General features: G+C 41.6%; 21 protein-coding genes and 1 tRNA gene. 4 read left to right on the top strand and 18 right to left on the bottom strand.

Annotated features, from left to right (window positions below; all coding sequences use genetic code 11):
• Positions 1-112: 112 nt before the first annotated feature.
• On the top strand, positions 113-2,152 hold the full coding sequence (gene mnmC, locus SJ312_RS20215; RefSeq protein ID WP_319868278.1) for a bifunctional tRNA (5-methylaminomethyl-2-thiouridine)(34)-methyltransferase MnmD/FAD-dependent 5-carboxymethylaminomethyl-2-thiouridine(34) oxidoreductase MnmC: 2,040 nt from the start codon (positions 113-115) through the stop codon (positions 2,150-2,152).
• Between the two features lie 4 nt (positions 2,153-2,156).
• Here the strand turns inward: mnmC and SJ312_RS20210 are convergent, their stop codons facing one another.
• From SJ312_RS20210 to hutI, 11 genes are all read right to left on the bottom strand, one after another.
• On the bottom strand, positions 2,157-2,672 hold the full coding sequence (locus SJ312_RS20210; protein ID WP_319868277.1) for a GNAT family N-acetyltransferase: 516 nt from the start codon (positions 2,670-2,672) through the stop codon (positions 2,157-2,159).
• A 72-nt stretch (positions 2,673-2,744) separates the two neighbouring features.
• Entirely contained in the window at positions 2,745-3,017 is a 273-nt protein-coding gene (locus tag SJ312_RS20205) for a YfcL family protein (RefSeq protein ID WP_004257217.1), read from the bottom strand.
• Positions 3,018-3,045: 28 nt separating this feature from the next.
• Positions 3,046-3,594: an elongation factor P hydroxylase gene (locus SJ312_RS20200; RefSeq protein WP_109911530.1), complete on the bottom strand. Its 549-nt coding sequence runs from the start codon at positions 3,592-3,594 to the stop codon at positions 3,046-3,048.
• A 17-nt stretch (positions 3,595-3,611) separates the two neighbouring features.
• A complete protein-coding gene (locus SJ312_RS20195; protein ID WP_004257209.1) occupies positions 3,612-4,415 on the bottom strand; it encodes a TSUP family transporter in 804 nt (267 codons plus the stop codon).
• A gap of 177 nt (positions 4,416-4,592) precedes the next feature.
• Positions 4,593-5,681, bottom strand: a complete 1,089-nt coding sequence (aroC, locus tag SJ312_RS20190) for a chorismate synthase (RefSeq protein WP_004257206.1) — start codon at positions 5,679-5,681, stop codon at positions 4,593-4,595.
• A 115-nt stretch (positions 5,682-5,796) separates the two neighbouring features.
• Positions 5,797-6,729: a 50S ribosomal protein L3 N(5)-glutamine methyltransferase gene (gene prmB / locus SJ312_RS20185; RefSeq protein ID WP_004257202.1), complete on the bottom strand. Its 933-nt coding sequence runs from the start codon at positions 6,727-6,729 to the stop codon at positions 5,797-5,799.
• Between the two features lie 212 nt (positions 6,730-6,941).
• Positions 6,942-8,333: an amino acid permease gene (locus tag SJ312_RS20180; protein ID WP_036957973.1), complete on the bottom strand. Its 1,392-nt coding sequence runs from the start codon at positions 8,331-8,333 to the stop codon at positions 6,942-6,944.
• 89 nt (positions 8,334-8,422) lie between these two features.
• Entirely contained in the window at positions 8,423-9,955 is a 1,533-nt protein-coding gene (gene hutH / locus SJ312_RS20175; RefSeq protein WP_319868275.1) for a histidine ammonia-lyase, read from the bottom strand.
• Between the two features lie 11 nt (positions 9,956-9,966).
• The gene (hutU, locus tag SJ312_RS20170) at positions 9,967-11,646 is read right to left on the bottom strand and encodes a urocanate hydratase (RefSeq protein WP_004257198.1); all 1,680 of its coding nucleotides are present in this window, start codon (positions 11,644-11,646) and stop codon (positions 9,967-9,969) included.
• 322 nt (positions 11,647-11,968) lie between these two features.
• The gene (gene hutC / locus SJ312_RS20165; protein WP_036957971.1) at positions 11,969-12,706 is read right to left on the bottom strand and encodes a histidine utilization repressor; all 738 of its coding nucleotides are present in this window, start codon (positions 12,704-12,706) and stop codon (positions 11,969-11,971) included.
• A 270-nt stretch (positions 12,707-12,976) separates the two neighbouring features.
• Positions 12,977-14,215, bottom strand: coding sequence for an imidazolonepropionase (gene hutI / locus SJ312_RS20160; protein WP_094962703.1), 1,239 nt, complete (start codon positions 14,213-14,215; stop codon positions 12,977-12,979).
• 239 nt (positions 14,216-14,454) lie between these two features.
• On the opposite strand from hutI, the gene smrB reads away from it, so the two are divergent.
• Positions 14,455-14,997 (top strand): endonuclease SmrB, encoded by a 543-nt coding sequence (smrB, locus tag SJ312_RS20155; protein ID WP_004257192.1) that lies wholly within the window; start codon positions 14,455-14,457, stop codon positions 14,995-14,997.
• Positions 14,998-15,016: 19 nt separating this feature from the next.
• Here the strand turns inward: smrB and sixA are convergent, their stop codons facing one another.
• The 4 genes from sixA to SJ312_RS20135 form a co-directional block, all read right to left on the bottom strand.
• The gene (sixA, locus tag SJ312_RS20150) at positions 15,017-15,499 is read right to left on the bottom strand and encodes a phosphohistidine phosphatase SixA (protein WP_004257190.1); all 483 of its coding nucleotides are present in this window, start codon (positions 15,497-15,499) and stop codon (positions 15,017-15,019) included.
• 345 nt (positions 15,500-15,844) lie between these two features.
• A complete protein-coding gene (fadJ, locus tag SJ312_RS20145) occupies positions 15,845-18,067 on the bottom strand; it encodes a fatty acid oxidation complex subunit alpha FadJ (protein WP_165880363.1) in 2,223 nt (740 codons plus the stop codon).
• Positions 18,067-19,386, bottom strand: coding sequence for an acetyl-CoA C-acyltransferase FadI (gene fadI / locus SJ312_RS20140; protein ID WP_187710412.1), 1,320 nt, complete (start codon positions 19,384-19,386; stop codon positions 18,067-18,069). Before fadI ends, fadJ begins: the two co-directional genes overlap by 1 nt.
• A 272-nt stretch (positions 19,387-19,658) precedes the next feature.
• A complete protein-coding gene (locus SJ312_RS20135) occupies positions 19,659-19,955 on the bottom strand; it encodes a YfcZ/YiiS family protein (RefSeq protein WP_004257173.1) in 297 nt (98 codons plus the stop codon).
• A 353-nt stretch (positions 19,956-20,308) separates the two neighbouring features.
• On the opposite strand from SJ312_RS20135, the gene fadL reads away from it, so the two are divergent.
• A complete protein-coding gene (fadL, locus tag SJ312_RS20130) occupies positions 20,309-21,592 on the top strand; it encodes a long-chain fatty acid transporter FadL (protein WP_110591940.1) in 1,284 nt (427 codons plus the stop codon).
• 570 nt (positions 21,593-22,162) lie between these two features.
• On the opposite strand, the gene mlaA is transcribed toward fadL, so the two are convergent.
• Positions 22,163-22,915, bottom strand: coding sequence for a phospholipid-binding lipoprotein MlaA (gene mlaA / locus SJ312_RS20125; protein ID WP_004912414.1), 753 nt, complete (start codon positions 22,913-22,915; stop codon positions 22,163-22,165).
• A 355-nt stretch (positions 22,916-23,270) separates the two neighbouring features.
• Between mlaA and SJ312_RS20120 the strand changes: the two genes are divergently transcribed.
• A tRNA-Arg gene (locus SJ312_RS20120) sits at positions 23,271-23,345 on the top strand.
• 330 nt (positions 23,346-23,675) lie between these two features.
• Here the strand turns inward: SJ312_RS20120 and SJ312_RS20115 are convergent.
• On the bottom strand, positions 23,676-23,846 hold the full coding sequence (locus tag SJ312_RS20115; protein WP_153673958.1) for a hypothetical protein: 171 nt from the start codon (positions 23,844-23,846) through the stop codon (positions 23,676-23,678).
• 229 nt (positions 23,847-24,075) lie between these two features.
• Entirely contained in the window at positions 24,076-24,582 is a 507-nt protein-coding gene (locus SJ312_RS20110) for an AAA family ATPase (RefSeq protein WP_319868270.1), read from the bottom strand.
• Positions 24,583-24,587 lie beyond the last annotated feature (5 nt).

Here is a 24,587-nt window from a genome sequence, read left to right as displayed (position 1 = left end):
TAAATATTTGTATTTTTTTCTTTATGACGCCAATAAGACTTTTTTATGACGGTAGCCTTACACCCATATCAGCGGTAAAATTTAGGTATTAAATAAAGAATGTAGGCTTATTGTGAAAAAGAACGCTGTACAAACCGCACGCCTAAGTTGGAATGACGAAGGCACACCCATGTCTGAACAGTTTGCAGATATCTATTTTTCTAACCAAGATGGCTTAGAAGAGGCTCGTCATGTGTTTTTGCAAGGAAATCATTTTCCTGATCGCTTCGCGACACACCCTTTCACAACCTGTGTGATTGCCGAAACTGGCTTTGGTACTGGGTTGAATTTTTTAGCATTATGGCAATCTTTTAAACAATTTAAAGCAGAAAATCCAAACGCAAAATTGCAACAATTACATTTTATTAGTTTTGAAAAATACCCATTAACACAATCTGACTTAATGACAGCCCACCAATGTTGGCCTGAACTGAGCAGCTTCTCACAATCCCTTTGTAAAAATTGGCCACAAGCCTTACCGGGTAACCAGCGGATCATGTTAGAAAATGGTAGCGTGATATTAGATTTATGGTTTGGTGATGTAAATGAGCAAATATCTTTACTAAAAAACAATTTAAACAATAAGATAGATGCTTGGTTTTTAGATGGTTTCGCTCCCTCAAAAAATCCCGAAATGTGGAGTGAACAACTGTTCACTAATATGGCAAAATTCGCCCGCATCAATGGAACTTTTGCAACATTTACCGTGGCAGGTTCCGTTAAACGAGGCCTTCAACAAGCTGGCTTTACCCTTAAAAAAGTCAAAGGCTTTGGTAACAAACGAGAAATGTTAACTGGGGTCTTAGCTGAAAAAGAAATTGATATCCCAACGCCTTGGTTTGCCAGAAAAAGCGCAGATAACCCAACTGATGTCGCTATCATTGGTGGTGGGCTTGCCAGTTTAACAGCGGCCTACGCCCTTCATAACCGCGGTGCTAAAGTCACCTTATACTGCCAAGATGCACAAGTTGCACAGAATGCTTCGGGCAATCGCCAAGGGGCTATTTACCCCTTACTCACCGGCAATAACGACCCACTCGAACGTTTTTTTGTCAGCGCTTTCCCTTTTGCTTCTCGTTTTTACCATCAATTAGCGAAGCAAGGGCTCGCGTTTGAAGGGCAATGGTGTGGCGTGAGCCAATTAGCCTATAACGACAAAGTGGCTCGCAAGATAGCGGGAATGCTAGGAACCGAATGGCCGACTGATTTTGCTATTGGTAAAAGTCGTCAGCAACTGAGTGATATTTGCGGCGTTGATGTCAACCATGATGGCATTCATTATGCGTCTGGAGGATGGCTATGCCCTGCCCAGCTTTGTGAGAGTTTACAACAATATTTACAACAGCTGGGTATTACCTTCTGTTTTGAACATAATGTCGTTGAATTAAAACAAACAGAACAAGATTGGCAGTTATTAATTGAAACCGCACAACACAAACAGCTAACACGTGTTCACTCAACTGTCATTATTGCTAATGGGCACAAGCTGCGCCAATTTGCTCAAACCGTTAATTTACCTATTTCGCCTGTGCGAGGGCAAGTCAGCCATATTCCAACCAATCACACCCTACAACAACTGAAAAATGTTCTGTGCTTTGAAGGCTATTTAACCCCTGCCGATGCCACGGGTACACAACATTGCTTAGGAGCTAGCTACCAACGTGAACGTCTTGATTTCGATTATAGTGAAGAGGAACAGCAAGGGAACCGCCAAAAGCTGGTTGATAACCTACCCGATGTAACTTGGCCTAAGGATATCGATATTTCTCAGCAACGTTCACGCCAAGGTATTCGTTGTGTTATTCGCGACCATTTTCCGTTATTAGGCAATGTGCCTGATTTCGAACAACATGTGGCACTCTATCACAATTTGCCCACTCAAATTGCCAAAGAACAGCCTATTGCACTCGCTCCAGTGCACCCAAATTTATTTATTTTTGGTGCATTAGGGTCAAGAGGGTTATCAACCGCACCACTTTGCGCAGAATTGCTTGCGGCGCAAATTTTTGGGGAAGTCCTCCCCCTCGACGATGAAACTCTTGCAGAACTCAACCCAAACCGTTTTTGGGTAAGGAAATTATTATTAGGTCGCCCTATTAAACTCCCTTATTAATGCATTAAGTTAATGAGATAGCCATTGCACAACGGTCTTCAGCAGCAAACCCTGCATCGACCTCAGACTGTAAAATAGCCTGTAGTTCGGTGGTTAGCTCATTATCTTCAAGAATTTTAAAACCCAAGCGTTGGTAATAAGGTGCATTCCAAGGCACATCGCGGCAAGTGGTCAATGTCACTACCGTGATATTCCGTGCCAAAGCAGCACCAAGTACCTGCTTAATCAGCTTTTTACCCAGCCCGCGTCCTTGCCATGGCTGGCAAACAGAAACCTCACAAATATGCAGGCTAGTATGATGATCTTCAGCATTGATAAAACCAATTGGTTCATCACAATCATTCACTGCCACCCACTCTAATTGCTCAGAAATAAAATCGAGGTGGTCTTGCTCCGTTTGCCCATCACCTTCAGCAAGCCATTTATATTTTTCGATACTCGTAAATGCCTGTCCTGCGGAGGCTTCCACCGGAGGAAGATATTTGGCATCAAGGGGGGTTGCTAAACGAATATTCGCCATAATTTTTACTCGCAACAAAATTTAGCTAACAAAAAAGCGGGTTTCCCCGCTTTTCATACAGAACTCAACAAATTAAATGGCGTTATTTAATAAGTTTTTCCACATATCTAAAACCAATACTTGGTCTGGTGGTGTCAATTCGCCAGCTTTGATGGCATTTTGAATACTGACTTCGACACGTTGATATAATGCTTCAGAACTGGTTTCGTTTTCTTCTTCCAGTTCAGCCACAGCAAGGGTTAAGTGACCACGCAAATAGCCGCCAGCGAAGAGTTCATCATCGCTCGCGTGTTCAACCATATCATCAATTTTCGTTAGTATGCGTGTTTCTAAATCCGCAAGCATGCTTAATCCTTACTTAAATGTGTGTTCATTAGGCAAAAATATCTTCCGGATAAGGAAAAGCTTCTGCACAAAGAGGTGGCGTATTGTAAAACAATTGTAACGCATTAATAAAGCGTAATGGCCGTTCAGGGATGCCATTTTCTAAATAAAGCATGACTTGTGCATGAACTTTGCGCATAAACGCAATACGATCAGGCTCAAAATCCCCCTCTAAGTTGTCACAACTGACATTAAATGGAATGCCAACGGCAACACAAAACAGCCAGTCCAACGCTTGGGGCTTGATTTCCACCACTTCAAACTCACACTGTGTTTTTTCATCTCGCCCATCTGGGCAATACCAATAACCGTAATCGACTTGCTGACGTCTTGCTTCCCCAGCAATACACCAATGTGAGATTTCATGCAGCGCACTGGTGAAAAAGCCGTGTGCAAAGACGATACGGTGATAAGGCACAGCCTCATCTGCGGGTAAATAAATGGGTTCATCATCCCCTTTTACCAGCCTGGTGTTATATGTCACACCAAAACATTCATCAAAGATATTGATTAGATCCTGATAATTATGTGTACTCATGAATAATTTAAATCATCTTAAAATAATGAGAGAAACCAAGCTTTAATCACGTCACCATGGCTATCATGGAGTAATTTAATACTCATCAGTAACGAAATCACCACGATCATCGGCCTGATCAGTTTTTGTCCTTTGGTTAAGACCAAACGCGCACCTAAACGAGCGCCAACCATTTGGCCGATTAGCATAACAAAACCTAAGGCCCAAAGAACATGACCCCCGATAATAAAGAACACTAAAGAGCCAAAATTAGAGGCAAAATTAAGTAACTTCGCATGCGCGGTGGCTTTGGCAAGATTATAACCAAGCAACAAAACATAACCCAATGCCAAAAATGAACCGGTTCCGGGACCAAAGGCACCATCATAAAAACCCAGCGTCATCCCAATTGCCACCCCGAAGAAAGGCATACTGATACGCTGTTGGCGGTCTTGTACACCAATTGATGGCGTCAATAAAAAGTATAAGCCGACACAAATCACCAAGATGGGTAATAGCTGTTTTAAGAACGCGGTATCAATCATTTGAATGACAATCGCACCCAGCATGGCACCAATCATGGTCATAATGAACGGAAACAGTTGTGCTCGTAAATCTATGGCTTTGCGCCTAACAAAATAGAGCGTTGAAGAAAACGAACCGCCAACCGCTTGCAACTTATTGGTTGCTAAAGCTTCAACAGGTGTTATCCCCACAGATAACAGGGCTGGGATCGTTAATAACCCACCACCACCCGCGATGGAGTCAATAAACCCTGCAAACAGCGCAACAAAGAAGAGTAAAGCATAAACTTCAGGTGCAACGGCAGTTAGCCAATCCATTTTACTATCCAAAGAGAAGAAATATCATGATGTTGATGTGAATATATCGCCAGTCAGGTTTGGTGATATCACAACCTAGATGAGGTATTTTTAGGAGGCTTCATCCGAACCTTCATCATCAACAAAGCGACCTTATAGGCCGCTCTGTTGTCACTACATAAAACACAGTAAAACCGATTACTCAAAAGGTTCCATTGCTGGCGTTACATCCGCACACTGGCCACGATGACGTAAATAGTGGTCCATTAGAACAATCGCCATCATTGCTTCCGCAATCGGTACCGCGCGAATGCCTACACAAGGGTCATGACGCCCTTTGGTGATCATTTCCACTTCCTCGCCATCACGGTTTAATGTTTTACCTGAAACGGTAATACTGGATGTCGGCTTTAACGCAATATGTGCAATGATAGGCTGACTACTGCTAATACCGCCTAAAATACCGCCTGCATGGTTTGATGTGAAACCATTTCGTGTAATTTCATCACGGTTTTCGCTGCCTTTAAGCGCAATAACACCGAAGCCATCACCAATTTCCACCCCTTTCACTGCATTAATACTCATTAATGCATGAGCGAGATCGGCATCTAATCGGTCAAATACGGGCTCACCTAAGCCTGCAGGCACATGCTCTGCAATGACAGTAATTTTAGCGCCAATCGAATCACCCTCTTTCTTTAAACCGCGCAATAATTCGTCAAGAGCCTCTAATTTGCTTGGATCTGGACAGAAAAATGGGTTTTCTTCGACAATTGACCAGTCTTTAATTTCACAAGCGACGGAGCCCATTTGCGTTAAGCAGCCATGGATTTGCACACCGAGCTTTTCTTGTAAATATTTTTTCGCAATCGCGCCTGCCGCAACACGCATTGCCGTTTCACGTGCTGATGAGCGGCCACCACCACGGTAATCACGCTGGCCGTATTTTTGTTCGTAAGTGTAATCCGCATGGCCAGGCCTAAACACGTCTTTGATTGCACCATAATCTTGCGAACGCTGGTCAGTATTTTCAATCAATAAACCGATGCTGGTTCCGGTTGTTACCCCATTAAATACACCCGATAAAATCTTTACTTGGTCGGGTTCACGACGCGCAGTCGTATAACGTGATGTTCCTGGACGGCGACGGTCTAAATCTTTTTGTAAATCTGCTTCTGTTAGTGCTAAGCCTGGGGGAACCCCATCGACGATGCAACCTAATGCAACCCCGTGTGATTCCCCAAATGTGGTCACACGAAACAGCTGCCCAATTGAATTTCCTGCCATCGGAGTTTCCTATTCTAAGCCATTCTTGTTTTACCAAGAATTTTGGTTGTTAGTTATTATATCGTTGTGTCGTTATTATTGATTACATGATCTTGGAACATCACGCAACTGTTGATTAATCGATATAAAGCTCAAAATGTGCGTGGTGCTCAACAAGTTGTTCACGTGTTAACATAAACACACCATCACCGCCGTATTCGAAGTCCAGCCAAATAAATGGAATTTCAGGGTATTGTTCAATTAAATGAACCATACTGTTACCCACTTCGCACACTAACACCCCTTCTTCCGTCAGAAAACGCGGGGCATTCGCTAAAATACGGCGTACCAGTTTCAAACCATCACTTCCAGCAGCCAGTGCTAATTCAGGCTCGACACGAAACTCTTCTGGTAAATCGTCCATATCTTCCGCATCAACATACGGTGGATTCGTCACGATCAGGTCATATTTAACCTCTGGCATATCACGGAATAAGTCAGAACGAATCGGTATCACACGGTGTTCTAAACCATGATTGGCAATATTTTGTTCAGCCACCGCCAGCACATCACTTGAAATATCAACCGCATCGACTTCTGCATCAGGGAACTCATAAGCACAAGCAATCGCAATACAACCACTTCCGGTACATAAATCAAGAATGGTTTGTGGTTCATCTGCCACTAAGCCAACAAAGTGGTTATTGATTAACTCACCAATTGGCGAGCGAGGGATAAGCACACGTTCATCGACATAAAATTCATGACCACAGAACCATGAACGATTTGTCAGGTATGCAACTGGAATACGCTCATTGATGCGGCGTAAAACACGCTCAATAATACGGTGACGCTCTGTTGGCGTTAAGCGGGATGTTAACAGCTCATCGGGCAGGTCTAGAGGCAAGTAAAGTGTTGGTAACACCAGTTGTAGCGCCTCATCCCATGGGTTATCTGTACCGTGGCCATAGTACACATTAGCCGCATTAAAGCGGCTCATCGTCCAACGCAAAATATCTTGAATGGTATGAAGTTCTGCAACGGCTTCATCAACGAAAATCTTTTCCAAGAAGGGGTTCTCCAGCCTGTATTTTGAAAGGGAATATATGAATAGTTAAAGTTTGCCACGAAGTGAAAGACAAATCAGCAGATTAATATAATAAAATTTGCCCAAAAAGTCTGGTTATCGCGCTTATTAATGAATGCGGTGATGTAAAAACGCCCTTTATTTTAGCTAAAGGGCGTGAGAAAAATAACAAGCTCAGTAAGAAAGTAACAATATTAGCTTTCGTTTTGCAGCACGACTTCCGCCTCTTTCGTAGGTTTTTTGACCCAAAGTGCATAGGCGATAGCCAGTAATACTAACCAAACAATTCCGACATAGAGTGCAATTCGTGTTGATTCAAAATACCCCAGTACACCAAAAACAAATACCATAAATGCGATGGCTAGAATAGGTGCGACAGGCCACATAGGCACAGGGAATTTTAATTGGCTAATTTCTTCTGGTGACATTTTTTTACGCATTGCAAACTGTGACAGTAAAATCATCAACCATACCCAAATGGTGGCAAATGTTGCAATTGACGCAATCACTACAAACACATCATCAGGAATGACATAATTCAATACCACTCCGACTAACAGCACCGCAACCATGACTAATACCGTCATCCAAGGCACACCATTTTTTGTCAGCTTGGTAAAGGCTTTTGGCGCTTGCCCTTCATGTGCCATGCCATACATCATACGCCCAGCACCAAATATATCACTGTTAATCGCCGAAATTGCCGCCGTGATCACCACAATATTTAAGATATTCGCTGCAGATTGAATACCTAAACTGTCGAAAATTTGCACAAATGGGCTACCTTGCTGCCCAATTTGGTTCCACGGATAAATGCACATTAAGACAAATAAGGTCAGGACATAAAACAGTAAGATGCGAATTGGCACGGCATTAATCGCTCTTGGGATAGTGGTTTCCGGGTTTTTCGCTTCACTCGCAGTAATACCAATAACTTCAATTCCCCCAAACGCAAACATCACCACTGCAAAGGAAGCAATCACCCCACCAATACCATTTGGCATAAACCCATCGTGAATAAATAAGTTTGATACCCCAACCGCATGGTCTGCCGCTTGGCCAAAACCAAACATCATAATAGCTGCACCACCAACAATCATTGCAATAATCGCAATAACTTTAATGATTGAAAGCCAAAACTCCATTTCGCCGAAAGTTTTCACGTGGCATAGGTTTATTGCACCAATAAAGAAAATAATGCTCAACACCCAGATCCACTGCGCAACCTCCGGAAACCACAGTTTCATATAAACACCAAATGCTGTCACGTCCGCCAAGCAAACAATAAGCATTTCAAAAACATAGGTCCAACCCGCAAAAAAACCGGCTCTCGGCCCTAAATAATGGCTGGCGTACTGTGAGAACGATCCCGCAAGTGGCCGATGGACCGCCATTTCACCCAACGCTCTCATTACCATAAACACTGCGGCACCGCCGATAATATAGGCGAGTAATACCGCAGGACCAGCGGTTTCTATTGCTTTCGCTGAACCATAAAACAAACCTGTACCAATCGCAGAACCTAAAGCCATAAATCGAATGTGGCGCGCAGAAAGCCCTCGCGCAAGTTGTGATGTGCTTTGCATGATTTATCCTTCGTATTATTTTATTGTCGTGCAGATAAATACTTCAGGCGGCCAGTACATTGCCGGCCACCTTTTATTTGCTTGATAGACTAGTTAGGGAAAACAGTGCCGTCCTTAAAAAGCGCGGACAGTTTATATTGGTTAATTAAATTAATTGCCGCTTCAATATCAGGGGCAAAATAACGGTCTTTATCATAGTAAGCCACTTGGTCACATAATGTTTTACGTGCTTTCTCCAAGGTTTCACTCGATTTCAAACCTTCGCGGAAATCCATTCCCTGACACGCTGAAAGCCATTCAATGGCTAAAATACCCGTGACATTCTTTGCCATTTCCCATAAACGACGACCCGCGGCAGGCGCCATCGAGACATGGTCTTCTTGGTTGGCTGATGTCGGCAGACTATCAACACTCGAAGGATGGGCTAATGCTTTGTTTTCACTGGCTAATGCAGCCGCGGTGACTTGAGCTATCATAAAACCTGAGTTAACCCCCCCATTATTCACTAAGAAAGGAGGCAACTGTGACATGTGGGTATCCATCAATAATGCAATACGGCGTTCAGATAACGCACCGATTTCCGCTAACGCAAGCGCAATATTATCGGCTGCCATAGCAACAGGCTCTGCATGGAAGTTACCACCTGAAATAATATCGCCATTATCGGTAAAGACTAGCGGGTTATCCGACACGGCATTTGATTCAATTAAAATCACTTCAGCGGCTTGGCGAATTTGGGTTAAACAAGCCCCCATCACTTGTGGTTGACAACGTAGTGAATAAGGGTCTTGCACTTTCACGCAGTTCTCATGGGACTTCGCCAACTCACTGGTCGGTGATAAAACATCACGGAACATCGCCGCAACATCAATTTGCCCTTTTTGCCCTCGAACCTCTTGCACGCGTGCATCGAACGGTTTACGAGAGCCCAGTGTGGCTTCAACACTAAGCGCACCACAAACAATGCCAGATAACAGCAATTTTTCTGCTTCAAATAACCCTTTCAACGCAAAAGCCGTGGAGGTTTGCGTGCCGTTTAATAGGGCTAAACCTTCTTTAGCTTCCAATTTTAGTGGCGCTAACCCTGCTTTTTCTAACGCTTTTTTCGCTGAAATCCATTTGCCTTCATAGCGTGCTTTCCCTTCTCCTAACAGAATTAGACTCATATGTGCTAATGGCGCTAAGTCGCCAGAAGCTCCCACAGAACCCTTCGCAGGAATAAATGGATAAACTTGCGCATTCACTAATGCAATCAAGGCATTAATGACTTCAAGACGAATACCCGAGAAACCACGAGCTAAACTATTAATTTTGAGCACCATGATTAAACGCACGAGGTCGTCATCTAACGGCTCGCCAACACCCGCAGCGTGAGACATCACAATAGAGCGTTGTAGTGATTGCAAATCTTTAGTTGCAATGCGGGTATTGGCAAGCAAACCAAAACCTGTATTGATACCGTAAGCGGTTCTATCTTCTTCAATAATTTTATTGACCGTCGCCACACTTTTCTCAATAGCCGTGTGAGCGCGTTTATCCAATACCACTGTTACTGCTTGTTGGAAAACAATGCGGAGGTCTTCGAGTGTCATTTTTCCTGGGTGAATGGTTAACTTAGTCATCATGGCACTCCTTAACGTGTTTTAATCATTGGTAAATTAAGATTTTTTTCCTGCGCACAAGCGATAGCAATATCATAGCCAGCATCAGCATGGCGCATGACACCGGTTGCCGGGTCATTGTGCAACACTCGGGCAATACGCTCTGCTGCTTCATCCGTTCCATCACACACAATCACTACCCCAGAGTGCTGAGAGAAGCCCATACCTACACCACCTCCGTGATGTAAAGACACCCACGTCGCACCACTGGCTGTATTTAATAACGCATTGAGTAACGGCCAGTCTGAAACGGCATCAGAGCCATCTTTCATGGATTCTGTTTCACGGTTTGGGCTGGCCACTGAACCTGAATCCAGATGGTCACGCCCAATAACAATCGGGGCCGAAACCTCACCGCTTCTTACCATCTCATTGAATGCTAAACCTAATTTAGCGCGATCCCCAAGCCCTACCCAACAAATACGTGCTGGCAAGCCTTGGAAGCTAATACGTTCACGAGCCATATCCAACCAGCGATGTAAATGCTTATCATCCGGTAGCAGCTCTTTCACTTTCGCATCGGTTTTATAGATATCTTCAGGATCCCCTGATAACGCGACCCAGCGGAATGGGCCAACACCGCGGCAAAATAGCGGACGAATATAAGCAGGCACAAAACCTGGGAAATCAAACGCATTCTCTACGCCCATTTCCAACGCCATTTGGCGAATATTGTTCCCATAATCAAACGTAGGAATGCCTTGTTGTTTGAACGCTAACATGGCTTTAACATGTTCAGCCATAGATTTTTTCGCTGCCAACGCGGTGGCTTGGGGCTCTTGGACACTGCGCTCACGGTACTCTTCCCAGCTCATCCCAATTGGCAAATAACCATTTAGCGGGTCATGAGCACTTGTCTGATCGGTCACCATATCCGGTTTTACACCACGTTTGACAAGCTCAGGAAGAATTTCAGCGGCATTGGCACACAGTGCAATAGAAATGGCTTTTCCTTCCGATGTATATTTTTTAAGACGCGCTAATGCATCATCAAGGTCGACCGCTTGTTCATCCACATAGTGAGTTCTTAAACGGAAATCAATACGGCTTTGCTGGCACTCAATATTCAATGAGCATGCACCAGCCAATGTTGCAGCAAGAGGTTGCGCTCCCCCCATTCCACCCAAACCTGCAGTCAATACCCAACGCCCGGTTAAATCACCATTAAAGTGCTGACGAGCGGCTTCCACAAAGGTTTCATACGTTCCTTGAACAATGCCTTGGCTACCGATATAAATCCAGCTACCTGCCGTCATTTGCCCGTACATGGCGAGGCCTTTCGCATCCAACTCATTGAAATGCTCCCAGTTTGCCCAATGTGGCACTATATTTGAGTTAGCAATTAAAACACGTGGAGCATTTGCATGGGTTTTGAAAACACCGACGGGCTTACCTGACTGAACCAGCAGTGTTTCATCACTCTCGAGTTGTTTTAAGGACTCAACAATTTGGTCATAGCATTGCCAATTACGTGCTGCACGCCCGATACCGCCATAGACCACTAATTCATGAGGATTTTCTGCAACATCAGGATCAAGGTTATTCATTAACATGCGTAATGGGGCTTCTGTCAGCCAACTTTTGGCATTTAATGTGTTTCCCCGCGGCGCCCTAATTTCGATATTTCGATATTTATTATTCAGTGCTGTCACTTGTATACCCTCTTTTATCTGTCCATTAGCTACCTTTTATTGTTCTTATAGATATAGTTGTATATACATGTACGATCAATCAATCTTTTAACATAAAGATTAAAAAAATATGATATAAAAATATTTTTATTCAAATAAAACAATTGGATATAAAATTAACCTGATATTTCTGTGTGTGTTTTTTATTCTAAATATGCTTGTTGGATCACATTTAATTCACAATAAATTCACACGAAATGGGTATGAAAGGAAATCACTCGATACGATAAGCGGAAAATATGTTGTATATCATTCCGCCCATACTTTTACGTGGAGAAATAACTTATGACGTGAAACTACCTTTAAGCTTATAGCGGTGACCAGGAAACAATAGTTTGGTACTTGTCACCGTGAAAGACTGGGACCAAGTACGCCTTGTAATTAACAAACAAGATGCGCCTGTGGTAATTTGCAATAACCTCGCTGAGCGCTCATCTGCCTCTACGGCCTCAACAATATGCTCCCCTTGTGTTAAAGGAGCGACTTGAGACAAATAATCATGCGGTGTAATCGATGAAAAATTTTGCTTTAAATAGTCAGGTGCTGCTAAGGCATTGACATATCTGTCTTCAATTTGTACAGGGACATCATTTTCTAAATGTACAATAATAGAATGAAACACGGCGCTATCTGGGCTGATATTTAATTCATTTGCGAGCGCTGGAGACGCTTGTATTTCTTCGAGCTTAATGATCCTGCAACTGTATTTATGGTTTCTTGCCAGTATTTCGGCTTCAATACTGTGTATTTCAAATAGTGCAGATTGCCCCTTTGGCTCAGCCACAAACGTTCCCACACCTTGCAAACGAACCAATAACCCTTCAGCCGTTAATTCACGTAGTGCTCGGTTAGCGGTCATCCGGCTACATTGAAACTGTGTCACGAGCTCAGACTCAGATGGAATACGGTCATTTGCCTTCCACTCTGCCGTATGGATCTTTTCAATTATCGATTGTTTTACTTGCAAATAGAGTGGGAGCGGTGCCCCCTGTTTATCCTTTTTATCGGCTGTCACAGTCATTTCCAATTTAATGATTAAAATCTTAAGTATTAATATGCTATTCATTGGATAGCATACAACACGACCTTAGTGCTATCGGACATTTTTTATCCTGACAGTCGCGAATAAAAACATCATGCTTAATTATTAAGCATTCACATAATTAAACGATGTAATTTTAATAAAAACAAACAAAAAACAGAAAATATTTAGGGTAAATTGCGGCAAACAACATCATTTACCACTATTAATTATTGTTATTTTCGTAGCTAGAACTGCGGGTCACATATATCACCCGTTTCGATGGGTAATTTTGCCTTCATGCACTCTAATGAACAATGGATTACTCCCTTGTTCATAAATCATTTCGACAGGCTCTTGCGCATTCCACACAACAAAATCAGCAACAAAGCCCGTTTTCAATTGCCCATGGCTATTTTCACGGCCTAACGCCTTTGCAGCGTTACGTGTCACGCCTGCCCATATCTCCTCCGGTGTCAGCTTAAATAGGACGGCCGCCATATTCATAATAATACGTAATGAGGCAAAAGGACTGGTGCCCGGGTTAAAATCCGTTGAAACTGCCATAGGAACATTGTGTTCCCGCAACAGCTCAATTGGCGGTAACTTGGTTTCCCGTAAAAAATAAAATGCTCCCGGTAATAAAACTGCAACCGTTCCACTCGCTTTAAGTGCTTTAATCCCTTCTAGGTCTAGATATTCAATATGGTCAACTGACAAACCTTTGTAACGAGCAACCAACTCGCTCCCACCTAAGTTTGATAACTGCTCCACATGCCCTTTCACTGGGATCCCTAATTTCTGAGCCGCTGAAAATAATTTTTCACTTTGATAAAGGGAAAACCCCACACTTTCACAGAAAACATCTACCGCCTCAAACAGGCCTTTTTCCCATAATTCAGGCATGATTTTTTGGCAAATCAAATCAATGTATTCATCAGGTCTATCTTTATATTCAACGGGGACAGTGTGAGCGGAAAGCAGGGTTGAACTGACTGAAATAGGATATTGTGCAGATAACTGTTTCGCGACTTGTAATTGTTTTTCTTCATTTTCATAGTCAAGCCCATAACCTGATTTCATTTCAATACTTGTCACGCCTTCTCGAATTAATGCTTCGAGCCTTGGTTTAGCTCGTTCAAACAATTCGTTCTCGCTCATCTTGCGAGTTTCACGCACAGTAGAATTAATTCCACCACCTTGAGAACTAATGGTTTCATAAGAAACCCCATTCATTCTCTGTTCCCATTCAGAAGCACGGTCACCGCCAAAAACTAAATGTGTATGGCAATCAATTAATCCGGGCGTTATTAATTTACCTTTGACATCAATAACCTGGCAGTCATTTAATTCAACTTCCCGAGAAGGAACAATTGCAACTATTTTATTATCACGGACAACTAAATCATGGTGTTCAACAAGTCCATAAGGGACCGATAGTTCTGGGTCCATAGTGGCAATACGGCCATTACGCCAAACGATATCTTGTGAGTGTGTTTTGAATACCATCGTTTTTCCTATTGTTATTGAATTCATTGTTATTGAATTCAGTTTTAATCATTGTATTAATAAATAGTATAGATATGTATATACAATTAGACTAGCAAGTCCCCTTTTGTCAATGCTTACCTGTAAAAAGGTTATAAATATGTTACTTAGCGCGAACAATCTACGATTATCACCATTCATTAAAAATGAGTTACACTAGCAACCAGAAAAATTAATCACAAAAATACATTACTAAAATTATGAAAAAAAAATTTGGTCTAGAAGATGAAGATATTCGTCTTTTCAAAGAAGCCATTAATGGAGCAAAAAAAATCCGTCAGGACCAAGTCCTGCACGCACCTGTACGTGCCAAAGTGACACAAGCATCAAATAAAAAAGTCATGCAAGAACAGGTTGACGCCTCTTTTTATTTTTCAGATGAATTCCAGCCTCAACTTGAAAATGAAGGGCCTACACGTTATTTAAGGCCAGAAGCCAACCCTTATGAATTAAAGAAACTTCGTCGGGGTGACTACGTTCCCGAGCTATTTTTAGATTTACATGGCTTAACACAAATGGAAGCAAAACAAGAAATTGGCGCGCTTATTGCGGCCTGTAAGCGTGAAAATGTCTATTGTGCCTGTATTATGCACGGCCATGGCAAGCATGTTTTAAAGCAGCAAACACCACTATGGCTTGCCCAACATCCTGATATTATTGCTTTTCACCAAGCACCTAAAGAATGGGGTGGTAATGCTGCCTTATTACTACTTATTGAAACTGCAGAGAGCGCTCGCCGTTAAGCGCTCATACTGTTCTGTATTATTTAGCAAACAGCAATTGTGATGGGCTCAACATCCATTCGAAATGACTTTTCTGATGAGCCACATCAATATCTACGCATGCAACTGTTGATGTGGTGAACATAGGTGGTTCTTTATGTGGGCACAGCTCCGATACTAAATAACCAACCAGCGGTAAATGAGATACAACTAATATCGCATTTGCACCTAGCACAGCAAGGTCTCGAATATGATCAGCCACAAATTCAGCATTCCCTCCAGGTGTTAATTGCCCTAAAATTTCCGACTTTGCTGGCAAATCAAGGTATTGACTCACAACCTGCCTAGTTTGTTCGGCTCTTAAATAAGGGCTTACTAACACCGAATCAATCTTAATACCTTGGTTCTGTAACCATTGAGCCATTAATACTGAGTCGTCTTTTCCCTTTTGAGTCAATGGGCGCTCAGCATCGCTAGGCGCTTGTATCGCTGCATCACCGTGACGCATAATGTAAACTTGCATAATCCACCATCTGAGTAACCTACCTTATTAAGGTGGTTATTCTTTTGTTGTTAAGATAATTGTTGTAAAAGTAACCATCAGTTGGGGTGAAATGTGATTCTGCATGAAATGACCAACAAAGAAAATGATTTGGGTAGATTTTTATGTATGTTTCTTTAGCTGGCTATGTTGTGGGCTAAAGCTTGCTATTTATTATCAATCAGTTAAAGATAATATAATTATTTATTCTAATCATGCGAACTTTACTTAAAAAAGCCTGATAACCAAGAATATATTTGGCATCAGGCCTTGACTAGTTTTATTGAATCAAACAACCATCGGCTAATAGTCTACCCTGCTATGCCATTATTGTTCGTTACTTAGTTTTGTTGCGTTAACCTCATCTTCTGCATTTGCAGAAAAAAAGGTTTGATTATTTTCTGCCATATTACATAGCAATTCACAAGGCTCGAATTTATCACCATATTTCACAGCGAGGTTATTCAGGGTTTCCACGGTTTTTGCAATCCCCAAGCTATCCATATACCTGAATGGGCCACCAAAGAAAGGCGGGAAACCGATACCAAATACCGCCCCCACATCCCCATCACGCGCACTTTTAATGATATTTTCATCAAGACAACGGGCAGCTTCGTTAAGCATCATCATAACGCACCGCTGTGCAATATCCGCTTTAGTCAGTGTATTGTTGGGAACTACACCAATCAGTGAATAAATGGTTTTATCGACTTGACGTTTATTGGCTTTTTTCCAAAACCACAACTTATTTGTGTGATGACCATATTCATAAAAACCTTTGCCGTTTTTCTTCCCTTTTCGGTCATCTTTAACGACTTTATCGAGTAAATCAGGGGCTTTAAAACGCTCACCAAAACGCTCAACTAAAATCGGTAAAATTTTAGTCCCTACATCAATACCGACTTCGTCTAATAGATTAAAAGGCCCGACAGGGAAGCCAAATTCAACTAAAGCACGGTCAATATGCTCTATTGATTCACCTTCAACAAGGCATTGGGCGGCTTCACATAAGAATGGCGCTAAAATACGATTTACATAGAAACCTGCATCATCCCCTACAACAATCGCTGTTTTGCCTTGGCGTTTTGCCAAAGCAACAACAGTTGCAATCGTTGTTTCATCGGTGTGTTGATGAGGGATGACTTCAACCAACGGCATTTTATCCACTGGACTAAAATAGTGTAAGCCAATAACTTTTTCAGGATGGGTCGCATTCTGTGCAATTTGGTGAATAGGTAAAGATGATGTATTAGAAGCAAAAATGGCTTGTTGTTTCGACATCTTTTCAACTTCAGCAACCATTTTTTGTTTTAGTGCTAAATCTTCAAATACCGCCTCAATAATAACATTAGCGTTTTCAAGACCTTGATAACTTAATGTGCCTGATACTCTAGCCATAACGGCTGCACGCTCTCGAGCTAATAACCGCCGCTTGATAACTCGCTGAGTCAGCAGATCCCAGCTATAGCGCAAGGCTTGGGTAACACCTTTGTCTGAAATATCTTTAATACGAACGGGTAATTTACCTTGAAAAGCCGTGACATAAGCAATTCCGCCCCCCATCAACCCGCCACCAAGCACACCAACTTGATTAATCTTCAAGGGTGTTGCTTGTGCACCCGTTTCATTTTTTAACGCAGTAACCGCAAAAAATAAATTACGTAATGCAGCAGACTCTGGTGTCATCACAAGCTCACCAAAGGCTTTCGCTTCTTCTGCATAACCGGCTTGCAACCCTTTATTCATTCCTGTTTTCACAACATGAATAATTTTTTCAGGGGCGGGGTAATGGCCTTTGGTTTTGCTGAGTGCTTTTTGTTTGGCACTATCGAACACTTTATTGCGAAGTAATTTGCTACTTAATAGGCGCTGTTGCCAATGAATAGCAGGACGCTGAACGCCCCCTTTTTTCACCATTTTAACTGCAACGTCGAGTAAAATAGACTCAGGAACCACATCATCAACCAATCCTAATTTCAGCGCCTGTTTGGCTTTTAACTGACGACCTGTCAGCATTAAATCCAATGCATGTGGAATGCCGATCAACCTAGGCAAACGCTGAGTTCCTCCGGAACCGGGTAACAACCCCAATTGTACTTCGGGTAAGCCTAATTTCGTTTTATTATCATTTGAACAAACTCGTGCATGACATGCTAAGGCAAGCTCTAGCCCGCCCCCTAAACACGCACCATGTATCGCAGCAATAATAGGCAAGGGGTAATTATCGATTTTATCAAATAATACATGGCCTGCTTTTGACAACTCACTGGCTTGGGCTTTATTTTCACAGCCAGCGATCATGCTAATGTCCGCACCAGCAATAAAATTATCTTTTTTCCCTGAGGTAATAACTAACCCTTTCAGACCAGAGGTAGACTGCGCTTGTTGTAAAATCGCAAGGAATTGCTCCGCAAACTCAGCTTTTAATGTATTGACTTTTTCATTGGGAACATCAATGAAGATCACCCCCACGTTTTCGCCATAAATTTCTAAGCTAAAAGCTTGTTGTATTGTTTCTCTCGCAACTTCTGTAGCAGAATTTTGAGCCATTATTCCACCTCTAAGATCATTGCTGCACCTAAACCACCCGCAGCACAAGCTGTTGTTAAACCAAAACCACCACCCCGTCTGCGCAATTCATTTAGGGTTTGAGTCACCATTCGTGCGCCTGTAGCCGCAAATGGGTGCCCATAAGCGATAGAACCGCCTAAGACGTTAAATTTAGCCATATCCACTTCGCCAATTGCGTTATCCATTCCCAGTTTCTCCTGAGCGAATTTACGGCTACCAAACATTTGTAAATTAGCGAGCGTTTGCGCAGCAAAGGCCTCATGCATATCAATCAGGGATAAGTCTTGCAACGATAGCCCTGCACGTTTTAATGCAAGTGGTGTGGCATAAGAAGGCCCTAATAGCATATCTTCCCATACGTCTATCGCTGAAAACGCATAACTTCGAATATAGCCTAGCGGCGTATAACCCAGCGATTTTGCTCGGGACTCGGTCATCATCAATACTGCAGCAGCACCATCGGTCAACGGTGTGCTGTTCGCAGCGGTAACACTACCGTGCTTACGGTCAAAGGCGGGTTTTAATTTCGCATAGGATGATAATACTGAGTTTGTACGCACATTGTTATCTTGGGAAAAGGCTTGCTTAAAAGGAGGCATATAGGCAGTCATAACTTCATCATTTAAAGCGCCATTTTCCCACGCTTTTGTCGCTAACATATGCGAGCGATGAGCAAGCTCATCTTGCTGGGCTCGGCTAATTTGATAACTTTTCGCCATTTGCTCCGCGGTATCTCCCATACGCAGCCCTGTAGAATATTCCGCAACACCGGGTGCAACTGGCGCTAAATCCTTCAAACGTAATTTCGCTAACAATGATAATTTTTGCCCAACAGACTTTGCTTTGCTTAATGCTAATAACGTCTCGGCCAATTTTTTTGATACGCCAATAGGAAGCACAGAAGATGAATCTGCCCCGCCAGCAATACCGATAGAAATATCGCCTACCCTCATACTTTGAGCAACGTTAACAATTGCTTGAAAACTTGTCGCACAGGCTCTTGATACACTATAGGCATCTGTTGAGACACTCATACCTGTTCCAAGAACAACTTCCCGCGCAATATTCGGCGCTTCAGGCATTTGTACTACTTGCCCAAATACCAGTTGCTCAATAAGGTTTTTGTCTAAATCACTGCGGGCTAATAATTCAGCAACGACTGCTTTACCTAAATCGACGGCTGGAATTCCTGCATATGCCGTAGATTGCTTTGCAAAAGGCAAGCGTAGACCACTGACAATGGCGATCCTTTCTTTTGTTTTATCTGTATTTTCACCATGGTGGAGATATTGATTCATGGTCGCTCCTGCTAAAAGCAAAAATGAAAATTATAGTTAACTAACTCACTAAGCGGACAAAGAGGTCTGACCTCTAATGATTGTTAACATAAAATTCACAATTATCAATGGGTATTAATAAAAAATGCGAGCAGGTACGCAACTTAGAGTAAAAACGCAGCGATTTGCAATAGAAGAAAGTGAAAAGATAAAGGAAGCCTTTTACCACTGAACGTTAATCACACCATCGTTTTAGTGATAAAAGGCAAATTAGAGTAAATTCAATCGTTTGATTAACGAAGGCCTAATTGAAAAATCAGGCTTTCAGCTTCACAGCTAAAACTAAACTCAGCCGTCAGCTCAACTCCACCCTCTACAGACTTGATAGAATGAGTTATTACACAAGGGTCTGACTCAACAGATTTTGCTTTCTCTGTGAGTGTTTTCAACATGGTTTCTGCTTCACCTTGTGTAGCAAAAACATGCTGATACGAAGCAGTACAGTCTTTATTATCCAATACTGTTCCCACATCTACACAGCAGCAGGCTGCGGTTTCATCCGCGCTACAACGGTTAATCGCATCAGTCATCTTACTCTCCAAATAAACAAACTGTTAAGCTGCTATCATAACGCTGAAAAAGTGCTAAAAACTAGTGTGCATCAAAATATATCGCTAATAATTAAACATAAGTTTGATCTTACCCCGTATTCGTATACTTATTGCTCCCAATTCGTCAGTTTATGTTGCCATTTTGTTAAATATGTCGCATTTTTGAAAACAAAGTCACAATAACTGCAAAACAAGCTTGCAACATATCAGGTGGTCAGACCTATACTCTAGTAACTGGTCTGATTTGTCATAGCGGCAAGGGACCCTACAATTCTGCGCTTCTTGCGATAGAAGTCGCTTTATTCAAAATAAAACATAAGAGGGTTTTGGTCATGAACCAGAAAAACCTGTTCTCTAGATCAGCTTTAGCAATAGCAGTGGCAATTGTATCATCCAACGCAGGCGCGGCTGGTTTTTTGCTTAATGAATATTCTACATCCGCACTGGGACGCGCGTTTTCGGGGGCTGGTGCGATGGGCGACAACGCAAGTGAGGGAAGCCGAAACCCTGCTGCCATGATGTTGTTTGATCGCCCTTCTCTTTCTATTGGTGCTGTTTATATTGACCCAAGTGTTGATATTAAAGGGCGTGATAGCAGTGCTTTTACTGCCAATGATATAGCACCAAGTGCCGTTGTGCCCAATGCCCATTTCATTTTCCCAATTAATGACAAGTGGGCTGTTGGTACCTCAATGACCACCAACTTTGGTTTAGCTACCGATTTTCCTAAAGATTATGCAGGTGGACCTGTTGGTGGGAAAACAGATTTAAAAACGGTTAACTTAAATCTAAGCGGCGCCTATCGTTTAAATGACAATTTTAGCTTTGGTTTAGGCGTTAATGCAGTCTATGCTGATGCCGAAATCACACGTCATATGGGAATAGGGGCATCTCAACTTCCTCCTGCGCTTGGCGTCACATCAAGTACAACAGCCGCTAAACTCAAAGGTGATGACTGGGGCTATGGTTGGAATACAGGTATATTGTATGAGTTTAATCAAGACAACCGTTTAAGCTTAACGTATCGCTCAAAAGTTAAAGTTAAATTTGAAGATGGTAAATTTTCAAACGACCTTCCTGCCATGGTTGGTGGGTTAAATGGTGGCAGTGTTAAAGGTAAACTTGACCTTAATTTACCTGATATCTGGGAATTTTCCGGGTACCATAAAGTTGCACCTAAGTGGGCTCTACACTACAGTGTTGCCTATACTGGCTGGAGTGAATTTAAAGAGTTAACCGCTTATCAAAAAAGTAATGGCAAAGAGCTATTCCATAAACCTGAGCATTTCAAAGATGCTTGGCGTTTAGCTTTGGGTACCACTTATTTCTATGACGACAACTGGACATTCCGTACCGGTATCGCCTACGACCAAACGCCTGTTCGTGCAGAATACCGTTCAATTTCTATACCTGACCAAGATCGCTACTGGTTAAGTGCGGGCTCAACTTACGCATTCAATGAAAACACTTCTGTTGATGTGGGTATTGCTTATATGCATGGCAAGAAGGTTAATATCAATGAAATGTTAAAAGAAGGTGACCCAAGCACAACAACTCGCTTCAAATCTGAAGGTTCTGCTTGGTTATACGGCGTAAACTTCAACTATACATTCTAATTAATTGAATTTTTAAGTATCAGGGAGTTCACTCCCTGATACTATTTTCAACTTCAACTATCTCATCTCACTAATTTTCAAAACTTAACATAAATTTTCTTGACCCTAATCCGCATCATATGTAAATTAAATGTTAAGCACATGAGTTCACCTCATCATTTCTTTATAAAATACACACTATCGCATTTTTAAGATAAATCGCTTTATATTTCATTAGATTACCATTCATTCTCTGAATGTTCTTATTTGCAAGTACAACCTAATAGCATATTTTATACTGATGATATCCACTAATATGTATGGCTTTTTCATCAAACTGTATTAATCACGCTATATTCTATTATTGGCTAAAGCCGAAAGGCATGTAAAAGAGGCTACAATGACTAAAACTTAGGAGGCTTTATGGGAACACTGTTTACTGTCGGTTTTATTGGTGTATTAGGGGTAATAGCCTTAATTGACACCGTCTCTCAACGAGGAAAGCGAGACAATGATTAGCTTTTTATTTATCACTCTCTAGTATCATTCGTATACAAGAGAGTGATAAACCTTCCAAAACAATTCAATATACTAATCTATCGAATCAAGTTGGTCTTCAATCGCTGCTGCATTTGGGTTTTCTGTTGCTTTTAACGCACCACCACTTGATAAAAAGTCATTACGTTGGAAATAGGCTTCTCTCATCATTAAGTACGGGTCTGAAGAGTTTTTCAGTAATCCATCTGAATCTAATAACCTTGCTCGAGTTTCAATTCCTTCCAGTGCCCATTTACCCGCTGACATCCAGAATGTGAGATAGCTTAGCATTGGATATAAATCATCAACTAAGTCCCCCCCTTGTTCCCTCGGTGTTGCGCTACCATATCCTGGCAGTACCACATAGGGGCCATAGCCCACATCGTAATAACCCAATGTATTACCAAAGCGTTTAGGTTCTTCTTTAACTAGCTGAGGATTAGCCATTGATGCAACATCAATGAGTCCCCCCATGCCAAAGACGGTATTAAGGAAAAAGCGGTTAAAATGTTTGAAACCTTGAGTGACTTCACCCCGCAAAAAGCTATTCAACATACTTGCAGGTTCTTCAAGGTTAACAAAAAAATTGGTTAATCCATTACGGGCAGGCATCGGGACATAATCGTTCCAAGCAACAGCGACTGGCCTTAACACATAAGGGTCGAGGACGTTATAGTTGAAATTAAACATTGCTCGGTTGAACCCTTCTAAGGGGTCTGAACGCTCATGTGTTTCTGGGTCAATGCTACTTGCACAACCTGCAATTAGCACCCCTGCCAGAAAAACGCCCGTCATGCGAAACTTCATAACATTTCTCCATTCCCTGCACCGTTCCACTACGGTACTTTCCACTGTAATAACTGTTTTGCTTATAGTAAGGCTAAAAAAAGAATTATGTTAATCCTTTTGAGTTATTTAATTACCTTAAGGATTAATTATACGCCATTTAATCATATTCTTATTATAAGAAAATTGAACAATTAGTACAAAGCAGAAATGCTCGCTTCCCTTAATTATGGAAATGATAATCACCCTATTTTAGAGTAAAAAATAGTCAAAAAAACATTTATGGAAGATAAATTAGATTATTTGCCCGTAACAACTTGATTCAATTAGACCTGAACAGTAAAATGCCTTCGCTGTCATAATTATGACTCCAAAAGTCCCCTTAGTTAAATGGATATAACGAGCCCCTCCTAAGGGCTAGTTGCAGGTTCGATTCCTGCAGGGGACACCACAGCAAGCTAAACCCAGCTATTCCCACCTAAACAAAAACCTCATCAAGCTAGTCATGTCTACTACTCATACTCAATCCCCCCTATAAAGCGAAATACAAGCCAAATCGAAACAGCAAGACACAAAAAAAGCATACGAATTAACCGATACCTAAGGTTTGTATCTTCATATGTCAACAACGGTCCTATGTCTTGGCTTTTAAAATACTAAATAGCCAAAAAGAAAAATTTATAACGATGAAATGCCTCCCAGTAATTAGTTGCCCAACGATTAGTAGAAGGCACTTCATAGGCAAACTTCCTAATTTATTATTAATTATTCTATTGCTAGATTAATATCCTCGTCGCATTTTCCGCTCTATTTGAATATTCTGACCAGCTTTAATACTGTTTAATGTGCTATCAACGTAAGGGTCATCTTTAGGATTTTCTTTACTTAACTCACGCCCAGAAGATGCACAAGCGGAAAGCATTACTGCAAAAACTATTATAAACAGCCTCATGTCATACCTCATATTTACACTTATATTAAGTTTTAGACCTATATAAGTTTGTAAGTTCAGATCAGCAATCAAACAATATCTAAACATTAAGAAAATAAGAAGTACCATAGACGCAAACGCTGTGTTCGCATAAGCCTCGGTTGGTAGTAACCCAAACTTAATCATCTTAAATAAAATTATCGCAAAGATTAGTTATAAAGGCAGGTGCTTGGTAGTAAACCAACTCTATTTATTTTATTTGCTCTAAATGTTTTTTTATCGTATCAATACATTGTTCGGAGTTATCTATGATGATGACTTTAGATGCAAATAAAGGATTTTTAGCAAAGAAATCATCAAGTCTCTTATCAAATTGCTTTGCAAAGCGTAGCAGTTCAATCATATTAAAAAGCGTTTCTTTAGGCCCCATTGTTGTAAATTTCGATGAAAGGTATCGTTTTACAATTCTAAAGACACAAATACGATAAGGTATAATTAAGCGAATAATCAGCGTACAATCGTTAAAAAATGGTATTAAACGCCTATCGTAAGCACCTTCAACTATCCATTCCGTTTTAGACGTTATCGCTGAAACTAAGGCGTTAATAATAGGTTGAGGATTTTTGATATATTCCTGCTGAGTTTTATCCCAATAAATCTCATCATAACCATACACAGGCGTGTTAAATTCATCAGATAACTTGGCAGATAAGGTCGTCTTACCTACTCCAGATGTTCCTATAATACAAACTTTCATATCTT

Origin of the sequence: Providencia sp. CIM-Carb-044 (genome assembly GCF_033901115.1) — a bacterium.
Classification (GTDB): domain Bacteria; phylum Pseudomonadota; class Gammaproteobacteria; order Enterobacterales; family Enterobacteriaceae; genus Providencia; species Providencia hangzhouensis.
The sequence above is the reverse complement of the archived record's forward strand: the minus strand, read 5'-3'. Positions and strand labels throughout refer to the sequence as shown.

Bases quoted from the DNA above. Each gene is read 5' to 3' on its own strand.
- SJ312_RS20210 (WP_319868277.1), bottom strand. From the start codon at position 2,672: ATGGCGAATATTCGTTTAGCAACCCCCCTTGATGCCAAATATCTTCCT.
- SJ312_RS20205 (WP_004257217.1), bottom strand. From the start codon at position 3,017: ATGCTTGCGGATTTAGAAACACGCATACTAACGAAAATTGATGATATG.
- SJ312_RS20200 (WP_109911530.1), bottom strand. From the start codon at position 3,594: ATGAGTACACATAATTATCAGGATCTAATCAATATCTTTGATGAATGT.
- SJ312_RS20195 (WP_004257209.1), bottom strand. From the start codon at position 4,415: ATGGATTGGCTAACTGCCGTTGCACCTGAAGTTTATGCTTTACTCTTC.
- aroC (WP_004257206.1), bottom strand. From the start codon at position 5,681: ATGGCAGGAAATTCAATTGGGCAGCTGTTTCGTGTGACCACATTTGGG.
- SJ312_RS20180 (WP_036957973.1), bottom strand. From the start codon at position 8,333: ATGCAAAGCACATCACAACTTGCGCGAGGGCTTTCTGCGCGCCACATT.
- hutH (WP_319868275.1), bottom strand. From the start codon at position 9,955: ATGACTAAGTTAACCATTCACCCAGGAAAAATGACACTCGAAGACCTC.
- hutC (WP_036957971.1), bottom strand. From the start codon at position 12,706: ATGACTGTGACAGCCGATAAAAAGGATAAACAGGGGGCACCGCTCCCA.
- hutI (WP_094962703.1), bottom strand. From the start codon at position 14,215: ATGGTATTCAAAACACACTCACAAGATATCGTTTGGCGTAATGGCCGT.
- smrB (WP_004257192.1), top strand. From the start codon at position 14,455: ATGAAAAAAAAATTTGGTCTAGAAGATGAAGATATTCGTCTTTTCAAA.
- sixA (WP_004257190.1), bottom strand. From the start codon at position 15,499: ATGCAAGTTTACATTATGCGTCACGGTGATGCAGCGATACAAGCGCCT.
- fadJ (WP_165880363.1), bottom strand. From the start codon at position 18,067: ATGGCTCAAAATTCTGCTACAGAAGTTGCGAGAGAAACAATACAACAA.
- fadI (WP_187710412.1), bottom strand. From the start codon at position 19,386: ATGAATCAATATCTCCACCATGGTGAAAATACAGATAAAACAAAAGAA.
- SJ312_RS20135 (WP_004257173.1), bottom strand. From the start codon at position 19,955: ATGACTGATGCGATTAACCGTTGTAGCGCGGATGAAACCGCAGCCTGC.
- fadL (WP_110591940.1), top strand. From the start codon at position 20,309: ATGAACCAGAAAAACCTGTTCTCTAGATCAGCTTTAGCAATAGCAGTG.
- mlaA (WP_004912414.1), bottom strand. From the start codon at position 22,915: ATGAAGTTTCGCATGACGGGCGTTTTTCTGGCAGGGGTGCTAATTGCA.
- SJ312_RS20115 (WP_153673958.1), bottom strand. From the start codon at position 23,846: ATGAGGCTGTTTATAATAGTTTTTGCAGTAATGCTTTCCGCTTGTGCA.
- SJ312_RS20110 (WP_319868270.1), bottom strand. From the start codon at position 24,582: ATGAAAGTTTGTATTATAGGAACATCTGGAGTAGGTAAGACGACCTTA.